Source organism: Soonwooa buanensis (genome assembly GCF_900167905.1).
Classification (GTDB): Bacteria; Bacteroidota; Bacteroidia; order Flavobacteriales; family Weeksellaceae; genus Soonwooa; species Soonwooa buanensis.
Genome location: NZ_FUYZ01000012.1, coordinates 41,196 through 56,449 on the forward strand (window position 1 = coordinate 41,196; position 15,254 = coordinate 56,449).

17 protein-coding genes and 1 other RNA gene are annotated in these 15,254 nt (G+C 33.9%); 3 read left to right on the forward strand and 15 right to left on the reverse strand.

All coding sequences use genetic code 11. The annotated features are described in order from the left end of the window. Positions 1 to 15: 15 nt before the first annotated feature. From kdsB to B5X62_RS13755, 9 genes are all read right to left on the reverse strand, one after another. Complete coding sequence (gene kdsB, locus B5X62_RS13715) at positions 16 to 747, reverse strand: 3-deoxy-manno-octulosonate cytidylyltransferase (RefSeq protein WP_079668018.1); 732 nt, start codon at positions 745 to 747, stop codon at positions 16 to 18. 37 nt (positions 748 to 784) lie between these two features. Continuing rightward, positions 785 to 1,147: a four helix bundle protein gene (locus B5X62_RS13720; RefSeq protein ID WP_079668019.1), complete on the reverse strand. Its 363-nt coding sequence runs from the start codon at positions 1,145 to 1,147 to the stop codon at positions 785 to 787. A gap of 19 nt (positions 1,148 to 1,166) precedes the next feature. Then, complete coding sequence (locus B5X62_RS13725) at positions 1,167 to 2,420, reverse strand: pyridoxal phosphate-dependent aminotransferase (RefSeq protein WP_079668021.1); 1,254 nt, start codon at positions 2,418 to 2,420, stop codon at positions 1,167 to 1,169. A 127-nt stretch (positions 2,421 to 2,547) separates the two neighbouring features. Next, positions 2,548 to 4,263, reverse strand: a complete 1,716-nt coding sequence (locus tag B5X62_RS13730; protein ID WP_079668022.1) for a phospho-sugar mutase — start codon at positions 4,261 to 4,263, stop codon at positions 2,548 to 2,550. Positions 4,264 to 4,281: 18 nt separating this feature from the next. Then, entirely contained in the window at positions 4,282 to 4,983 is a 702-nt protein-coding gene (locus B5X62_RS13735; protein ID WP_079668126.1) for a GIN domain-containing protein, read from the reverse strand. A gap of 134 nt (positions 4,984 to 5,117) precedes the next feature. Then, on the reverse strand, positions 5,118 to 6,161 hold the full coding sequence (locus B5X62_RS13740; RefSeq protein WP_079668023.1) for a DUF2931 family protein: 1,044 nt from the start codon (positions 6,159 to 6,161) through the stop codon (positions 5,118 to 5,120). Between the two features lie 5 nt (positions 6,162 to 6,166). Continuing rightward, positions 6,167 to 6,460: a hypothetical protein gene (locus tag B5X62_RS13745; RefSeq protein WP_079668024.1), complete on the reverse strand. Its 294-nt coding sequence runs from the start codon at positions 6,458 to 6,460 to the stop codon at positions 6,167 to 6,169. A gap of 19 nt (positions 6,461 to 6,479) precedes the next feature. Beyond that, positions 6,480 to 7,430, reverse strand: a complete 951-nt coding sequence (locus B5X62_RS13750; RefSeq protein ID WP_079668025.1) for a glycosyltransferase family 2 protein — start codon at positions 7,428 to 7,430, stop codon at positions 6,480 to 6,482. A 25-nt stretch (positions 7,431 to 7,455) separates the two neighbouring features. Continuing rightward, the gene (locus tag B5X62_RS13755; RefSeq protein WP_079668026.1) at positions 7,456 to 8,043 is read right to left on the reverse strand and encodes a DUF4199 domain-containing protein; all 588 of its coding nucleotides are present in this window, start codon (positions 8,041 to 8,043) and stop codon (positions 7,456 to 7,458) included. A 208-nt stretch (positions 8,044 to 8,251) separates the two neighbouring features. On the opposite strand from B5X62_RS13755, the gene ffs reads away from it, so the two are divergent. Then, positions 8,252 to 8,349, forward strand: an RNA gene (ffs, locus tag B5X62_RS13760) — signal recognition particle sRNA small type. Between the two features lie 142 nt (positions 8,350 to 8,491). Here the strand turns inward: ffs and B5X62_RS13765 are convergent. From B5X62_RS13765 to B5X62_RS13780, 4 genes are all read right to left on the reverse strand, one after another. Then, complete coding sequence (locus B5X62_RS13765; RefSeq protein WP_079668028.1) at positions 8,492 to 9,172, reverse strand: metal-dependent hydrolase; 681 nt, start codon at positions 9,170 to 9,172, stop codon at positions 8,492 to 8,494. A gap of 26 nt (positions 9,173 to 9,198) precedes the next feature. Beyond that, positions 9,199 to 9,645: an SRPBCC family protein gene (locus B5X62_RS13770; RefSeq protein ID WP_079668030.1), complete on the reverse strand. Its 447-nt coding sequence runs from the start codon at positions 9,643 to 9,645 to the stop codon at positions 9,199 to 9,201. 10 nt (positions 9,646 to 9,655) lie between these two features. After that, the gene (gene menA, locus B5X62_RS13775; RefSeq protein ID WP_079668031.1) at positions 9,656 to 10,582 is read right to left on the reverse strand and encodes a 1,4-dihydroxy-2-naphthoate octaprenyltransferase; all 927 of its coding nucleotides are present in this window, start codon (positions 10,580 to 10,582) and stop codon (positions 9,656 to 9,658) included. 85 nt (positions 10,583 to 10,667) lie between these two features. Continuing rightward, entirely contained in the window at positions 10,668 to 11,504 is an 837-nt protein-coding gene (locus B5X62_RS13780; protein ID WP_079668032.1) for a 1,4-dihydroxy-2-naphthoyl-CoA synthase, read from the reverse strand. Positions 11,505 to 11,670: 166 nt separating this feature from the next. Here B5X62_RS13780 and B5X62_RS13785 point away from each other — a divergent pair, with 166 nt between their 5' ends. After that, positions 11,671 to 12,069 (forward strand): hypothetical protein, encoded by a 399-nt coding sequence (locus B5X62_RS13785; RefSeq protein WP_079668033.1) that lies wholly within the window; start codon positions 11,671 to 11,673, stop codon positions 12,067 to 12,069. A gap of 2 nt (positions 12,070 to 12,071) precedes the next feature. Further along, positions 12,072 to 12,455 (forward strand): hypothetical protein, encoded by a 384-nt coding sequence (locus tag B5X62_RS13790; RefSeq protein ID WP_079668035.1) that lies wholly within the window; start codon positions 12,072 to 12,074, stop codon positions 12,453 to 12,455. An 80-nt stretch (positions 12,456 to 12,535) separates the two neighbouring features. On the opposite strand, the gene B5X62_RS13795 is transcribed toward B5X62_RS13790, so the two are convergent. Together B5X62_RS13795 and B5X62_RS13800 are read right to left on the reverse strand one after the other, a co-directional pair. Next, positions 12,536 to 13,024, reverse strand: a complete 489-nt coding sequence (locus tag B5X62_RS13795; RefSeq protein WP_079668037.1) for a DUF4920 domain-containing protein — start codon at positions 13,022 to 13,024, stop codon at positions 12,536 to 12,538. Positions 13,025 to 13,057: 33 nt separating this feature from the next. Further along, entirely contained in the window at positions 13,058 to 15,148 is a 2,091-nt protein-coding gene (locus B5X62_RS13800; protein ID WP_079668127.1) for an LTA synthase family protein, read from the reverse strand. Positions 15,149 to 15,254 lie beyond the last annotated feature (106 nt).

The window sequence follows — 15,254 nt, forward strand, 5'->3', positions numbered from 1 at the left end:
AAATTATAAAAGATGTTAATTCTGACCAATAATCAGCTTTGCTTTTTCCAAATCTTCGGGTGTATCGATGCCAACGCCTACGAAATGGGTTTCTATCAATTTAATTTTCATGCCATATTCCAAATAACGTATGCACTCTATTTTCTCGGAAATTTCTAATGGTTTCATTTCTAATTTTGAAAACTGCAACAAAGCTTCTTTTCTAAAAGCATAGACGCCAATATGCTTGTAATATTGAACATCAAAGCTTGTTTCACGATGAAATGGAATAACCGAACGGCTGAAATACAGGGCAAATCCATTGTTATCCGTAATCACTTTTACATTGTTAGGATTTTCGATTTCCGATTTTTCTTTGAGTTCAATTTTTAAAGATGCTAAAGATATTTCTTTATTGTCATCAGTTTTAAAAACGTCTATCAACTGTTGCAAAGGCTCCAATTTAAGGAAAGGTTCATCACCTTGAACATTAATAACAATGTCGCAATCGATATTTTGAACAGCTTCCGCAATTCTATCACTTCCTGTTTCGTGTTCGCCTGTCATAACAGCTTTCCCGCCGTTTTTTTCTATTTCATTGAAAATAATTTCGGAATCTGTTGCCACAAAAACATCATCGAAAAGCCCTGTCGCCAAAACATTTTGATAAGTAGTTGTAATAATGGTTTTGTCACCCAAAATCTCCATTAATTTCGCAGGAAATCTAGTCGAATTATAACGTGCGGGAATAACTGCAATGATTTTCATTTTTAAAAGTTATGAGTTATAAATTATGAGTTATGAGCTAATTTGAACCTATATTCTTTTTTGTTGTTACAATAATGCTTCGAATAATTTTCAACAATTCGGTTGCATCATTTATTAAAGAATCTCCTTCATCAGAACTAATAAAATTGGTTTCTTTTAATAATTGAAACCAATATATTGTTTCGTCACATTCTTTTTGTGCGATTGACAATTTATGAATGAAATCCATTTTACTTTGTGCATTCTGAGCTTCTCTTACATTTGCACCAATTGAAGTTCCAGAGCGTAAAAACTGTTTTGATAAAACATATTCTTTTTTCTCAATTGAAAATATTTTGTAAAAATTTACAATCTTTACAGCAAAATCAAAACTCTTTTTAACAACAATGCTTTCATTCATAACTCATAATTCATCATTATTAATTTAAAAAGTTTAAAGCTTTTTCCAATTTTGGAAGCATTTCTTTGATTTCGTCAACTGAAAGTCCACCAACTGATGCACGGAACCAAGGGTCAGTAACTGCGCATCCAAATGCCGAAAATGGTACAAATGCAACGCCGCCTTCACGAATTAAATAAAACACCAAATCCGAAGTTTTCTCGATAACATCGCCATTTGACATTTTTTTGCCGATATAATCCATCTTGATAGTTAAATACATCGCGCCCATCGGCTGAATGCTGTCAACATTCAATCCTTTTGATTTTAAACCTTGAATTCCGTCATGCAAAACCTTCAAACTGTTTTCTAATTCACCTTTAAAATGATTTACAAAACGATTTAATTCCGCCGTATTTTGATAATAATTTGCTGTTGCTTCCTGCTCTGGTTTTGGTGCCCAAGCTCCGATGTGCGTGTTTAGAGCTTTCATTTTTTCGATAATTTCTGAAGGTCCGAAACTCCAACCTACTCTAACGCCTGTTGCAGCAAGGCTTTTTGAAATTCCATCAACGAAAATCGTGTATTTCTTTAATTCCGGAAACAAAGAAACTGGATTGAAATGCTCCTCACCGAAAGTTAAATTAGAATAAATTTGGTCGTACAACAAATACAAAGGTTTTTGGTCTGCAGAACGTTTTTTATTTTCTTCTAAAATCAATTCACAAATTCCGTACAGTTGGTCTTTTGTAAACATCGTCCCAGTCGGGTTTAGCGGCGAACACAACGAAATAAGAACCGCATCCGACACATGAGGTGCTATTTCTTCGGCCGTCGGTAAAAAGTTGTTTTCTGGCTTAGTTTCCACTTCGATTCCTTGTGCGGAAGTCAAATAAGTGTAATGGTTGTTATTCCACGATGGAACTGGATAAATTACCTTGTCACCTTCATCTACAATGGTTTTGTAAATAGCGTAAATCAAAGGTCTTGCACCCGCTGTAATCAAAATATCTGCAGGCGAATAATCGAGATTCCAACGGCTTTTTAAATCCTCAGAAACGGCCTTTCTTAACGGTAAAATTCCATTTGCTGGTGGATAATTGGTTTGATGATTTTTGTAAGCTTTTTCGATTTCCTCTTCTAATAAAGTAGGAATTGGATACAGTTGAGAATTCAAATCACCAATGGTAAGGTTGGCAATTTGTGCTCCGTTTGCCTTCATATCGTTTACTTCATTTCCGATTTTTACGATTTCGGAACCGATAAGATTGGCTGCTAATTTTGAAACTTTCATTTTCTTTTTTATAGATTTTATTTAGATTTTTTCCTTTTTATTAAACGAAAAACAAAAGGCTTATTATTTCCGTATAAATTTATTTTTAAACAAAAAATTCGGGATGAATAAATCCCGAATTTAGATATTAATTGAGATTAAGACTCTCTTTTACGGCTTCAATTTTCTTTTCTAAAATCGGAAGTTTTACGATAAAATCAGCTTCCGAATTGATACTATCTTTCACAGAAACATAAAATTTAATTTTTGGTTCTGTTCCTGATGGACGCACACAAACTTTCGTTCCATCTTCTGTGTAATAAATCAAAACATTAGATTTTGGAATATCATCCATTACCTTTTTCTCGTTGCTTGCAACCACTAAACAAGTTTGCTCTTTGAAATCTTTAACTTCTGCAACTGGCGAACCAGCGATTTCTTTTGGTAGATTTTCGCGGAAATTCTTCATCATTTCCTGGATTTCTTCCGCACCTTCACGACCTTTTTTAACAACATTTATCAAGCCTTCATAATACATTCCGACTTCTTTATAAATATCAATCATGTATTGGTACATCGTTTTGCCATTGGCTTTGCACCAAGCTGCAATTTCGCACGCCAACAAAATAGATCCGCAAGAATCTTTATCTCTTACGAAATCTCCCGTCATAAATCCAAAACTTTCTTCGCCACCGCAAATGAATTTTTCTTGACCTTCGAAATCGCGAATCATTTTACCAATCCACTTAAATCCCGTTAATCCAACTTTGCAATCAACACCGAATTTCTCAGCCACATCAAAGAAAACATCAGAAGTTACAATCGTAGAACCAATAAATTCTTTACCCGTAATTCTACCTTGTTTTTTCCATTGATCAAGGATATAATAAGTTAAAATTGTGTTGGTTTGGTTACCATTCAACAATTCTATATTTCCATCTAAATTTCGAACGGCAATTCCTAATCTATCGCCATCTGGATCGGTCCCGATAACGATATCACCATTGGTAATTTTCGCTAAATCCATCGCCATTTCCAAAGCTGCAGGCTCTTCAGGATTTGGAGATTCTACCGTTGGGAAATTTCCACTCGGAATCATTTGCTCCGTCACCAAATCAACTTTTGTGAAACCTGCTTTTTTCAAAGCTTTAGGAATCGTTGTGTAAGTTGTACCGTGAATTGAAGTGAAAACGATATTCAAATTATCTCTTCCAACATTTTGATACAAAGAGTTTTCCATACAAGCATCTATGTACACATCATCTTGCTCCTCGCCTATCCACTCGATTAAATCATCATTTCCATCGAATTTTATAGCGTCAAATTTCGTGGCATAAACTTCTTTGATAATATTTTCGTCATCTGGTGGAACAACTTGTGCTCCATCATTCCAATAAACCTTGTAGCCATTATATTCTGGCGGATTGTGTGATGCTGTCAACACAATTCCTGCGTTACATTTTTTATCACGAACCGTAAATGACAATTCAGGAGTTGGACGGTGATTTTTAAACAACAAAACCTTAATTCCGTTTGCTGTTAAAACATCAGCAACCAATTTTCCAAATTCTTTAGAATTATTACGAACGTCGTAAGCAATCGCAACTTTTATCTCTTGATTTGGAAACGATTGATGAAGATAATTCGCCAAACCTTGCGTAGCTTGTCCGAGCGTATATTTATTAAGACGATTGGTACCAACGCCCATTATACCGCGCATTCCGCCAGTCCCGAACTCCAATTCTCTATAAAAAGAATCTTCCAAATCTGGTGAATTGCTATCGATAAGTTGTTGTACTTTTTCTTTAGTTTCAGTATCAAATGTATCCGTAAGCCACAATTGTGCTTTCTCTAATGTTGTCATAAAAAGTTATGTGTGTTTTTAGTTTAAATTCTTTTGTTGCATCGTAGCTTTTTCCTCAACTTTTATCTTCTTCGAAGGATTCCCGTAGTAGACTAATTTGCCTGTATTGGTAATAGTTCCTTTAATTTCTTCATCCACATTAACTTCGGTATAATTTCCGTTTTTAGAATCCAATTCTAGACTGTTGATAAACCAATATGGCGAAATAATACTTGCCGTATCAGCGATTTTAACATAAGCTTGATCGGTTTTTCCGAGAAGATTAGCACGACTTTTCTGCGTCATATTTAACCAAGTTTTACTAGAAATAACGCCTCCAATAAATTTGGATTGATCTTTAAGCGTCAACTTGAAGTCATTGACTTTCATCTGACTAGAGATATTTAATTCTACAGAATCCGCCAATTTAACATCATCAAAAGGGTGTTTTCCGTAAATTGTTAAATTATAAAAACCTGCTTTTTCGGTTGGTCTTTTCTCTTTAATGGTTAAAATTTTATTTTCAACACCGATTTCTAAATTATTAAACAAATTGGGTGTCGTCTCAACCGCCACAAAATTATGCGGACTTTCTACATAAAAAAGTCTAAATTTCCCTTTTGCATCGAGTTTCGAAAACTCTGCAAGTTCCACATCTTTAGCTTCGATATCGCCTTTTGGACTAATATTTCCACAAGAAAATAAAGTCACAGTTAGCAATAAATAAACTAGGTTTTTCATTCTTAAAATTTGAAGTTTCAAGTTAGCTTTTTTCCTAGAAATAAGGGCAAATTTTTTCAAAAAAATATCATTTAGAAATACAAAGAAAAATCATGACGATTTTTACGAAATTTTCAATTTAAAACAGAAAAAAATTAATTTTCTTGAATTTTATTAATTGAAACAACATTCTTAAGTTTAACCTCAGAACCAGAATTCTCTAGATAAACATCAAAAAGATTATCGGTTTTATTTAATTTAAAAACAAAATAAAAATCTTTAGACTTAGATTTTTGCAATAAAGTGTCATAAACCTCCATCAACTGCATCCGATCAGGGAAAAAATCATAGCGAAAACCTGATTCATCCTCATAATATTGCAACTGAAGTTTTTGTGGAAACAAATTAGTTTCTAAGCTTGTTGTATTATTTTTGAAATCTGTAAACTTAAAATCATTTTGAAGAAAATCTGTTGCAAAGACAATCTTAGCATTTAGATTTTTAACATAGTCAACTTTTATTCCCCAATTGACTTGGGTTTTATAGACAAACATATAATCTTCTAAAATTTTTACATCCTCGAATCGATCTCCATCACTCCTTAATAAATTAAGATTTTCGGGTATTTTCTTTCCTTGAAAAGTACCAAGTGAAGTTGTTTCAATTTTATTTTCATCCTCAAAAGGACTGTCAGATTTAAAGCCCGCCAAAGATTTTGTTAAGCCAAATTCTAGCTTTCCGTTTGGAAGAATTTTAGCAACGAAGCAAGGATCTGATTTAAGATTTTCAGTTAATTCTTCAATTTTTTGTGATGGTAATTTAGTTTCAGCTTCATAAAAAGTTTCGTCTTCGTAACAAAACCATTTTAATTTTAAAGAATGAGGATAAGGTTTTGTTGATGATCGAGAATACAAACTTGGACTAAATGCATAACCTAAATTATTGAAATTGGTAGCATTTTTTGGATTAAGAATTTGATATTCTGCTTGCCAAATTCCGTCATATTCGTTGTCATTGTAAATGAGCTGATATTCTATAATTTTGTAATGTTGATGAGCATCTTCTGTTGTCAAATACCAATACCAAACTTTTTTATCAAAGTATTTATCCTTTTTTAATTGAATAAAAAACGCCACACAAAAACCGACTAATATTAGAAATAGCCCTAGATTGATGATATTGACACGATTCTTAAACATTATTCTTATTTATTCCCACTTCCTAAACCAATTAAAAATTGGGTTACTAAAAAGTAAAACACGAAAAATATCGCCGAAAATTTAAAAGCTTTTTTAAAAAATTTGGAGTAAACAGGATCTGACTTCATCGTCAACAACCACAAAATCAAGAAAAAGAACAAGGTCATAATCGGGTTAAAATAAAACACCGATGTACGACCTAGCTCTAAATATTTGAATAAAAATTGGTAACTAACTGCGTTAATAAATACTAGTAAAACAAAAGACAATGCTATTTGTCCGAAAACTTTATCTTCCATTTTTGTATTATTAATCGAGTTAAATTACTTCTTCCACGTTATAATTTTTGTGATCTCTTTTGGAACGGACAATCATCTCGCCCAAAAATCCTGAAACAAACAGCAAAGTTCCCAAAATCATCATTGTCAAAGCAATGTAAAACCAAGGATTTAATGCAATCAAATGACCATAAACGCCTTTGGAAACATCAATTAATTTGGAGATTCCCAACCAAAGTGCTGACAAAAATCCGATGATGAACATCAAAGTTCCAGCAGCGCCAAAAAAATGCATTGGACGTCCGCCAAATCGACTTACAAACCACAATGTCACCAAATCTAGGAAACCACGAATAAATCTTTCGGTCCCGAATTTTGAAGTTCCATATGGACGCGCTTGATGTTGCACTGGTTTTTCTGTTATTCTCTTGAAACCTGCATTAGCAGCCAAAACTGGAATATAACGGTGCATATCGCCGTATACATCAATAGATTTTACAACACGTTTTTTATAGGCTTTCAGTCCACAATTAAAATCGTGAAGATGAACACCAGACAACTTACGAGCCGCACCATTAAAGAGTTTTGATGGAAGATTCTTGGTCATAACGTTGTCAAAACGCTTTTTCTTCCAACCCGATACGATGTCGTAATCTTCTTTGGTAACCATGTCATACAACTCAGGAATTTCTTCTGGAAAATCCTGTAAGTCCGCATCCATCGTTATTACAACATCTCCTTGCGCTTTCTCGAAAGCAGCGTGCAAAGCTTGAGATTTTCCATAGTTTTTGGAAAATTTAATCCCATGTACTTGCGGATGTTGCACTTTTAGATTTTCTATAATGCTCCAAGAAAGATCCGTACTACCATCATCGACAAACCAAACATCATAACTTAACTGATGTTGCTTACATACAACATCAATACGGTTAAAAAGTTCTTCGATGGATTCTTCTTCGTTGAGAAGTGGAATAATTATAGAAAGATTCATTAATTTAATTTAGGTAAAAATAAGATTATTCGTAGCGTTTTTTGTTTTTCAAAAAGGCTGCAATAATAATCGACAAAAGTAAATAAAATAATAAAATGCCGGCAAAGAGTTTTCCTAAAAATTCGAAAGAGAAATAGTTACGCTTTTCCTTTAAAGCTATTTCGCGCGCTTCCTTCGCTTCTTTATAATTCTTTTCTAACTCAACAACGACATTGGCATCTTTATGATTAGCTGCATCAATTTTTTGTTTTTGATAAGCTTCATCAAGATTAGTAAGTTCGGTTTGCACGTATTGATAATTTAGTAAATCACGTGCATTGGTATCCACATAATTTAGGAATCCAAACATGGTTAGCATCGACAAAAACCCACCAACAAAAAGTGTTACAAATGATTGCTTAAAAGCTTGAGGATAAGTAATTTGAGTTCCTTTTCGCAACCAATATGTTGATAAAAAAGCAGCGATACCGTAAAGAAAAGTTAAACCAAACGCATTGATTTTCATACTAATATCCCAATAATTAGGACCAGCAAAAAAATAATAAACACCAAAGAATAACAACATCGTTACTCCGTATAAACCAAGACCAATAACTACTGGATTTTTCGTCATAATTTTCTAAAATGTGGGAAGATTATCTCTTTTGAACTTCATTTTTGTCATTTTAAAAACTGATTTTTCTTTGTTAAATGACAAAATTTTAAAAATTTTCAAGATTTTTTCAAATTAAAAATCAAGCTATTAGGCTAATTAACGCCTATAAATTCTGATTTTCTTGAGAAGACTCTTCCAAATTCATAAATAATTTCTATATTTGCACCGGCAAGTCCTACACAACCAGCTCCTGAGAATCCTCCAGGGTGGGAACGCAGCAAAGGTAATCGGTTGTAGCGGTGTGATGTAGGTAGCTTGCCATTTTTTGTGTCTATATGTTTCGTAATTTTATTTAAAAACTGAAGCATTAAATTCTCCCAAATTCTTGAATATTCTAATTTCAAGTTATTTAAAATCAAACTATTAGCTGCATTTTTCAAAACTTAAAGCTTCAATTTTGTTTTAATTAGAATTCAAATTCTTCACCTAATTCTGGCAAACTGAATTCGATACCTGCATCTGCAAAATGTTTCTTTGCATTATCATGATTAATTTTAATCGGCTCAAACGTATCAAAATGACAACCGATAACTTTTGGCGTCAATAACAATTCTTTCGCTGCAAAAGCCGCTTTACGAGGACACATCGTATAATGACGACCAATCGGAAGAATCGAAACATCTAATTTTCCAAACACTTTTGGGAAAATAGCCATCTCAGCAGAAACACCCGTATCACCCGCTAAATAAAGATTTTTACCAGGCAAACGGAAAATATATCCCGCAGCTTCACCGCCATAAGTTCCGTCCGGAAAAGAGCTTGTATGGCTTGCTGGCACCATTGAGATTTTAAGATCGTCAATTTTTGCAGAACCACCGAAATTGATATCAATATTGTTCGCATGTTTGAAGTAGCCACAAATTTCTGGTTGCCCAATAACGGTCGCATCTGGATGATTTGCCAACACCTCAGCAACGTCAGCTGTATGATCACCGTGTGCATGCGTAATCAATACATAATCAATTTTTTGCGCAGTAATATCGAATCCTGTTTTATCTTTTTGAAAGTTGTAAAAAGGATCACTCAAAATCGTTTTTCCGTTATGAGTGAACAAAAAGCAATTTTGTCCTAAGAATTTTATTTTCATTTTTTAATTTTAAAATTTAATTATACTTATTCAGCTGGGAATTTATCTTCGATAAGATTTAATTTAATCCCATGTTCTAACCAAGCTTTACAACCATCCAAAACTGTTGTAAATCCGCCCGTATTATCATTAACGACTTTAGCTAAGTCATCGCCAGTTTGTGAGTAGCCATAACTTTTGATGATTACTAAAGTTCCGTTTTTCATTTCTTGAAACTCATAATCGACGTTGGTTGCAGGATTTCCCCACAAAGTTTCGATTTTTTGATTTGGAACAATCTTCAAAGTTTGTACTTCTGATGACACATTATACATTTCCCAAGTCCAAGTCGTCATCTTCCCTTCTTCTAACTTTCCACTCGATTTTGTAAACCAAAATTTGGTTGTTATTTCAGGATTTACAAATGCCTCAAAAACCTCAGCAATAGGCTTTCTTATTAACATTTGACATTGTACAAAAATTGGATTTTCCATATATTTTGTTTTAAAAAAGATTAAGTCCAGCAGCGGTTAAAACCGCCATCATAAAGGTTAAAATCCCAACTTGTTTTAGGAAAGGATCTAACTCACGGTTTTCTTTAATTTGCATAATCTTGCGTCGAAGTCCAGCAAATGGAAACAACAAAATCATCACAATAAATGCATAATATCTGCCTTGCGCTTGCAATTGGTTAATCATTAAAAAAGTCAAAACCAACAAAATAGGAAGTTGCAACAACACCATTTCGTAGATCATCGCATTTTTGTAACCAAGTTTCAGAGCCAAAGTTTTTTTGCCAGAAGCTTCGTCGTTTTGCATATCGCGCATATTGTTAAGATTAAGCACCGCCGCACTCAACAAACCAACAGCCGCAGCCGGAAGCAAAACATCCCAACTAAACGTTTTAGTAAACAAAAAATAACTTCCACAAACCGATACCAAACCAAAAAAGACAAACACGAAAATATCGCCCAAGCCCATGTATCCGTAAGGTTTTTTGCCAACTGTATAACCAATCGCCGCCAAAATACAGGCTACGCCCAAACCAATGAAAATATAAAATTCATTCATATAATTTGGGATAAATGCCACATACAACAAAGCAACGGTCGCTACAAATGACAAAATTGAAAGCAAAATAACTGCGTTTTTCATTTGTTTGGCAGTAATCTTCCCCGAAGCCACTGCACGAGCTTCCGCTTCATTGATTCTTAGTTTATCAGTTCCTTTTACGCCATCACCATAATCGTTAGCGTAGTTGGAAAGAATTTGATACAGCAAAGTCACCAAAAGCGCCAATGCAAAAATCTTCCAATCCCAAAAGCCACCATCTTCCTTCAATCGCCATTTGGCAATAAAAGATCCCATGATAATTCCACTCAAAGAAAGTGGTAAAGTTCGCAGACGCGCTGCATGTATCCAGTCAATCATTTTTATTTAGGTAATAGAAAACAGAAATAAGGTTTTAGTTTTAGCATTGATGCTAATTTCTAATTCCTAACTTCTACTTCCTTATTTAAGATATCCATTGGTCGTCGCCAAAGTTTGGTTTTCTCTTTTCTAAGAAAGCATTACGGCCTTCGATGGCTTCGTCTGTCATATATGCCAAACGTGTTGCTTCACCAGCAAAAACCTGTTGTCCTACCATGCCATCGTCTGTTAAATTCATAGCAAACTTCAACATTCTGATTGACATTGGTGATTTTCCAAGAATCTCTTGCGCCCATTCGTAAGCGGTATCTTCTAACTCTGCATGTGGAATAACAGCATTAACCATTCCCATTTCGAAAGCTTCTTGCGCCGAATAATTTCTGCCCAAAAAGAAAATTTCTCGCGCTTTTTTCTGTCCCACCATTTTTGCTAAATAAGCAGAACCATAACCACCATCAAAACTTGTTACATCAGCATCCGTCTGTTTAAAAATCGCGTGCTCTTTACTTGCCAACGTCAAGTCACAAACCACATGAAGTGAATGTCCGCCACCAACAGCCCAACCAGGAACAACTGCAATAACCACTTTCGGCATAAAACGAATCAAACGTTGAACTTCCAAAATATTAAGACGATGTCTTCCGTCTTCTCCAACATAACCTTTTTGGCCACGTGCTTTTTGGTCGCCACCGCTACAAAATGCCCAACCGCCATCTTTAGAACTTGGCCCTTCGCCTGACAACAACACAACGCCTATCGATGGATCTTCCGAAGCATCAAAAAAAGCATCATACAATTCTGAAGTTGTTTTAGGACGAAAAGCATTTCTAACTTCTGGTCTATTAAAGGCGATTCTCGCAACGCCACCACATTTTTTATAAGTGATATCGTCGTATTCTTTAACTGTTTTCCAGTCTATCATTTTAATAAAATTTGGCGTAAAGATAAGGCTATAATGACAATTATTAAAATCTTAAAATTATTAATTCTCGAAAACAATTTTATTCCTATTTTTAGGAGTTATAATCAGGATTATGGAGATATAGATTAACAAAACACCAATCCTGTTTTAGTTCGAAATGAATTTTATGAAAAACAAAAATATTTTGTACGCAGCACCAGTCGTTTTGGTGATTATTGTCGGTTTTATTAATTCATATATTGTAAGCGGAAAAATTAATAAACATCCAAAATATACCACCGCAGTCCTTATTAATGAATATGTAGCAGGCAAACGAACTACTTTTGATTACAATTACAACATCAAAGGAATTAAGTATACCAATGCAATTAGTTCTAACAAAGTAGAAATTGGAGAAAAATACCTCGTTGTTTATGATTCCCTAAATCCTAAAAACTGTGCTTTACTGCTAATCTATCCTATTGAAAAAGATTATAAACCCACAAGTAATGGCTGGAAGTACAATGAAGTTCCTTTTAAAATAGACACTGTATTAATACAAAAATATGTGAAAAATTACAATTAACTATGAAGAAAGAAATACTGAAATGGCTTCCATTAATGATTTGTATTATTGTACTATATGTATGGTCTCATTCAGGTAAAGCAAATTGGAAATTTATAGACGCCACTGTGACTTCTGAGTTTCGATATAAAAGTACATCAAGAGGCGCTGGATATGATTATGTATTTTATTTGAATGGAAAAAAATATTCTAGAGTTGAATCTCAGGGAAACTTTTGGACGGGTTACAAATATTTAGCCGCATATGATTCTTTAGATCCCGAATCTGGAACATTGTTACAAATTAACATTACAGATTTTAAGTTTTCTTCTCCTAGAAATGGTTGGAAGCTAAAAGAAATTCCTTTTCCTGTAGATAGCTTACAAATTAAAAAGATGTTGGAATAAATTTTCACAAAAAAATAAGCGCCTTCAACAGATGTCGAAAGGCGCTTTACAATATAATAATTGTGATTGGTCGGTGTTGATTATTTCACGACTTTAATAGCACTTGCTAAAAAGCGTGTTTCTGTTTTTGGATCTTTGATAGCATCAATCTCCGATTGTGGTTTTTTAGCATCTTCAGCGTAATGTTTCAGCTCGTTAACAGAAGTTGTTTTGCTTTCTGCATTGCCTTCTAGCACAACATTCTTCCCAACTAAAGCCATCGGTACGAAGAAACCGTAATCTTTCATTTTAACAAAGAAATCTTTACCATCATCAGTTTTTAGTTTTACCCAACATCCTTTTTTAGGACAAACTTCGGTAACTGTACCTTTAACAGCAACGTTTTCAACTTTTGCTTCTTTCGTTAATTTTTTATTTAAATCTTTAACTGTAATTGCATTTTTCGCAACAGTCATTTCTACGTCTTTACCGTAAAACTCGCCAACTTTTGCGTCGCCAGCTGGTGGACCAGATTGTGCGAAAGTGATAACACCAATCCCTAATCCTAATAAAAATAACAAGTTTTTCATGCTAATGTTAAATTTTTGTAAATGTAATAAAAATTATTTTGAAACAGACTTATCCAGCTTTTTATTTTTCAACCAATAAGACGTCGCCTCGTATGTAGCCACAGTTTCGTTCTTTAATCGCTCGTCAATTGTCGTTCTCGGAACTTCATCAAAATATGGATTATAGATTGCTGGGATGTTATTTTTTTGAGGTTTTAGATCATATTGTTTCACTTTTTTGGTTGGTGAAATAATCGTCAAAATATTATCTTTTATTAAACCTAAATCTTGATAAGTCGCAATATAAGCACGCGGTTGATAATTTGATTTAAAAATATCTTGACCTAAAAACTGACTTTCATAATTGAAATTCATTAGACCAAACAAAGTTGGCATCACATCAATCTGCGACATCAAAGTGCTAACTTCTTTCGGTTGAATAAGACCTTCGGAGAAAATCATAGCTGGGATTCTGTATTTATCCATTGGCAATTCGGTTTTACCAGCAGACGACGCACAATGATCGGACACGATTACAAAAATTGTATTCTTATACCAATCTTGTTTTTTCGCCATTTCGAAAAACTTCTTAATTGAATAATCGGTGTATTTAACACCACCTTCACGCGATTTTGCATTTCCTGGAATGTCGATTCGTCCATCTGGATACGTGAAAGGTCGATGATTACTAACTGTCATCCAATGGTTAAAGAAAGGTTTTCCAGTTTTAGCTTCGGCATTCATCGTTTGGATCGCTTTTTTCGCCATATCTTCATCACTAACACCCCAAATATTTGCAAATGTAATTTCTTCTGGTTTAAAGGCCGCTCTATCAACAATATCATAGCCATTTCCGCCAAAGAAATCTTTCATATTATCAAAATAAGAATCGCCGCCGTACAAATATTTAACTTGATAACCTTTCGATTTGAAAACCGATCCAGTCGTAAATTTATTCTTATTATCTTCACGTTTAACAACACTTTCTCCAGCAGTTGGCGGAATACAAAGCGTTAAAGCTTCCAAACCGCGAACAGTACGATTTCCTGTCGCATAAAGATTGGTAAACATCATACTTTTGGTTGCTAAACTATCCAAAAATGGCGTGATATTTTGCTCGTTTCCGTAATGTTTTAAGAAATCTGCAGAAAGACTTTCAATGGAAATTAGAACCACATTTTTACGAATTTCCGCCGAATCACCAACAACTGGACGACGCAATTCTAATGGTTGATATTGACGTAAAAATTGTTTTTCCGCTTGTTCGATACCTAAACTTGGGTAGAATTTAACAAAATCCAATTCTTTAGTATTAAAAGCCGTATAGAATTTCTCCAAACCATTGCTTTTAATTTCTTCCGAAAAGGTATTTTGATAATGTATTTTTTTAAGCTGACCAATTGCGAATAGACTCACTCCAAACAATACAACATAAGCTACAACAAAGACTATTTTTTGTACAAAATTTGGAAGAGTTAATAGCTCAGATTTTGTTTTTTTATAAATGAAAATCGTAACGCCAATTGCAATTGCAATAATCACCGAAAACAACGGAACCACGGGATAAGATTCCATTATATTACCGATAACTTCGTTGGTATAGATTAAATAATCAACCGCGATAAAGTTGTAACGAACCCCAAATTCATTCCAGAAAAAATATTCGCTCACCGCATTTTGAATGATTAAAAACACATACAAAAACAGCGTAATGAAGTATAAAATATTTCTAAATCTTTGTCTTTGATTTGGGACAAATAAGAGTAATCCGAACAGAATCGTTTTTAAACCAACAAAAATTAATGCAATCTCTGCGACAGAACCGCCATATTGTTTAAAAATATTATTTGGGACAAAGGCGATGTACAATGCAAAAGCCAATAACAATCCGAAAATAATGTAACCCCAAGGTTTGTTGTATTTAGAATTGGATAAAAACAAAAAGTAAATCACCAAAAACACCGACGCAATACTAAAAATAAAAATATCGCTGATTGCGCCAACTAACAAAATCCCCAAGCTTTCGAAAAAGCCAAAACTACTGGTTGTTATTGGATGAAAAAAGAAAACCAATCTCAACAAAAATGAAATTAGCAAGTAAAAGCCGCCTAAATAAAAATAGGCTTTTAGTTTTTTGAAGTCCATAATTCGGTTTATAGTTGCTGTTTTTTGCGCCCGCAAGTTAAGATTTTATAAATTATTAAAAATATTTAAACTAAAATGTAACAAACTTGCCGTTTTGATTGTCTAA

What these genes read in the sequence shown, in the direction of transcription:
- kdsB (WP_079668018.1), bottom strand. Translation starts at nt 747, where the DNA reads ATGAAAATCATTGCAGTTATTCCCGCACGTTATAATTCGACTAGATTT.
- B5X62_RS13720 (WP_079668019.1), bottom strand. Translation starts at nt 1,147, where the DNA reads ATGAATGAAAGCATTGTTGTTAAAAAGAGTTTTGATTTTGCTGTAAAG.
- B5X62_RS13725 (WP_079668021.1), bottom strand. Translation starts at nt 2,420, where the DNA reads ATGAAAGTTTCAAAATTAGCAGCCAATCTTATCGGTTCCGAAATCGTA.
- B5X62_RS13730 (WP_079668022.1), bottom strand. Translation starts at nt 4,263, where the DNA reads ATGACAACATTAGAGAAAGCACAATTGTGGCTTACGGATACATTTGAT.
- B5X62_RS13735 (WP_079668126.1), bottom strand. Translation starts at nt 4,983, where the DNA reads ATGAAAAACCTAGTTTATTTATTGCTAACTGTGACTTTATTTTCTTGT.
- B5X62_RS13740 (WP_079668023.1), bottom strand. Translation starts at nt 6,161, where the DNA reads ATGTTTAAGAATCGTGTCAATATCATCAATCTAGGGCTATTTCTAATA.
- B5X62_RS13745 (WP_079668024.1), bottom strand. Translation starts at nt 6,460, where the DNA reads ATGGAAGATAAAGTTTTCGGACAAATAGCATTGTCTTTTGTTTTACTA.
- B5X62_RS13750 (WP_079668025.1), bottom strand. Translation starts at nt 7,430, where the DNA reads ATGAATCTTTCTATAATTATTCCACTTCTCAACGAAGAAGAATCCATC.
- B5X62_RS13755 (WP_079668026.1), bottom strand. Translation starts at nt 8,043, where the DNA reads ATGACGAAAAATCCAGTAGTTATTGGTCTTGGTTTATACGGAGTAACG.
- B5X62_RS13765 (WP_079668028.1), bottom strand. Translation starts at nt 9,172, where the DNA reads ATGAAAATAAAATTCTTAGGACAAAATTGCTTTTTGTTCACTCATAAC.
- B5X62_RS13770 (WP_079668030.1), bottom strand. Translation starts at nt 9,645, where the DNA reads ATGGAAAATCCAATTTTTGTACAATGTCAAATGTTAATAAGAAAGCCT.
- menA (WP_079668031.1), bottom strand. Translation starts at nt 10,582, where the DNA reads ATGATTGACTGGATACATGCAGCGCGTCTGCGAACTTTACCACTTTCT.
- B5X62_RS13780 (WP_079668032.1), bottom strand. Translation starts at nt 11,504, where the DNA reads ATGATAGACTGGAAAACAGTTAAAGAATACGACGATATCACTTATAAA.
- B5X62_RS13785 (WP_079668033.1), top strand. Translation starts at nt 11,671, where the DNA reads ATGAAAAACAAAAATATTTTGTACGCAGCACCAGTCGTTTTGGTGATT.
- B5X62_RS13790 (WP_079668035.1), top strand. Translation starts at nt 12,072, where the DNA reads ATGAAGAAAGAAATACTGAAATGGCTTCCATTAATGATTTGTATTATT.
- B5X62_RS13795 (WP_079668037.1), bottom strand. Translation starts at nt 13,024, where the DNA reads ATGAAAAACTTGTTATTTTTATTAGGATTAGGGATTGGTGTTATCACT.
- B5X62_RS13800 (WP_079668127.1), bottom strand. Translation starts at nt 15,148, where the DNA reads ATGGACTTCAAAAAACTAAAAGCCTATTTTTATTTAGGCGGCTTTTAC.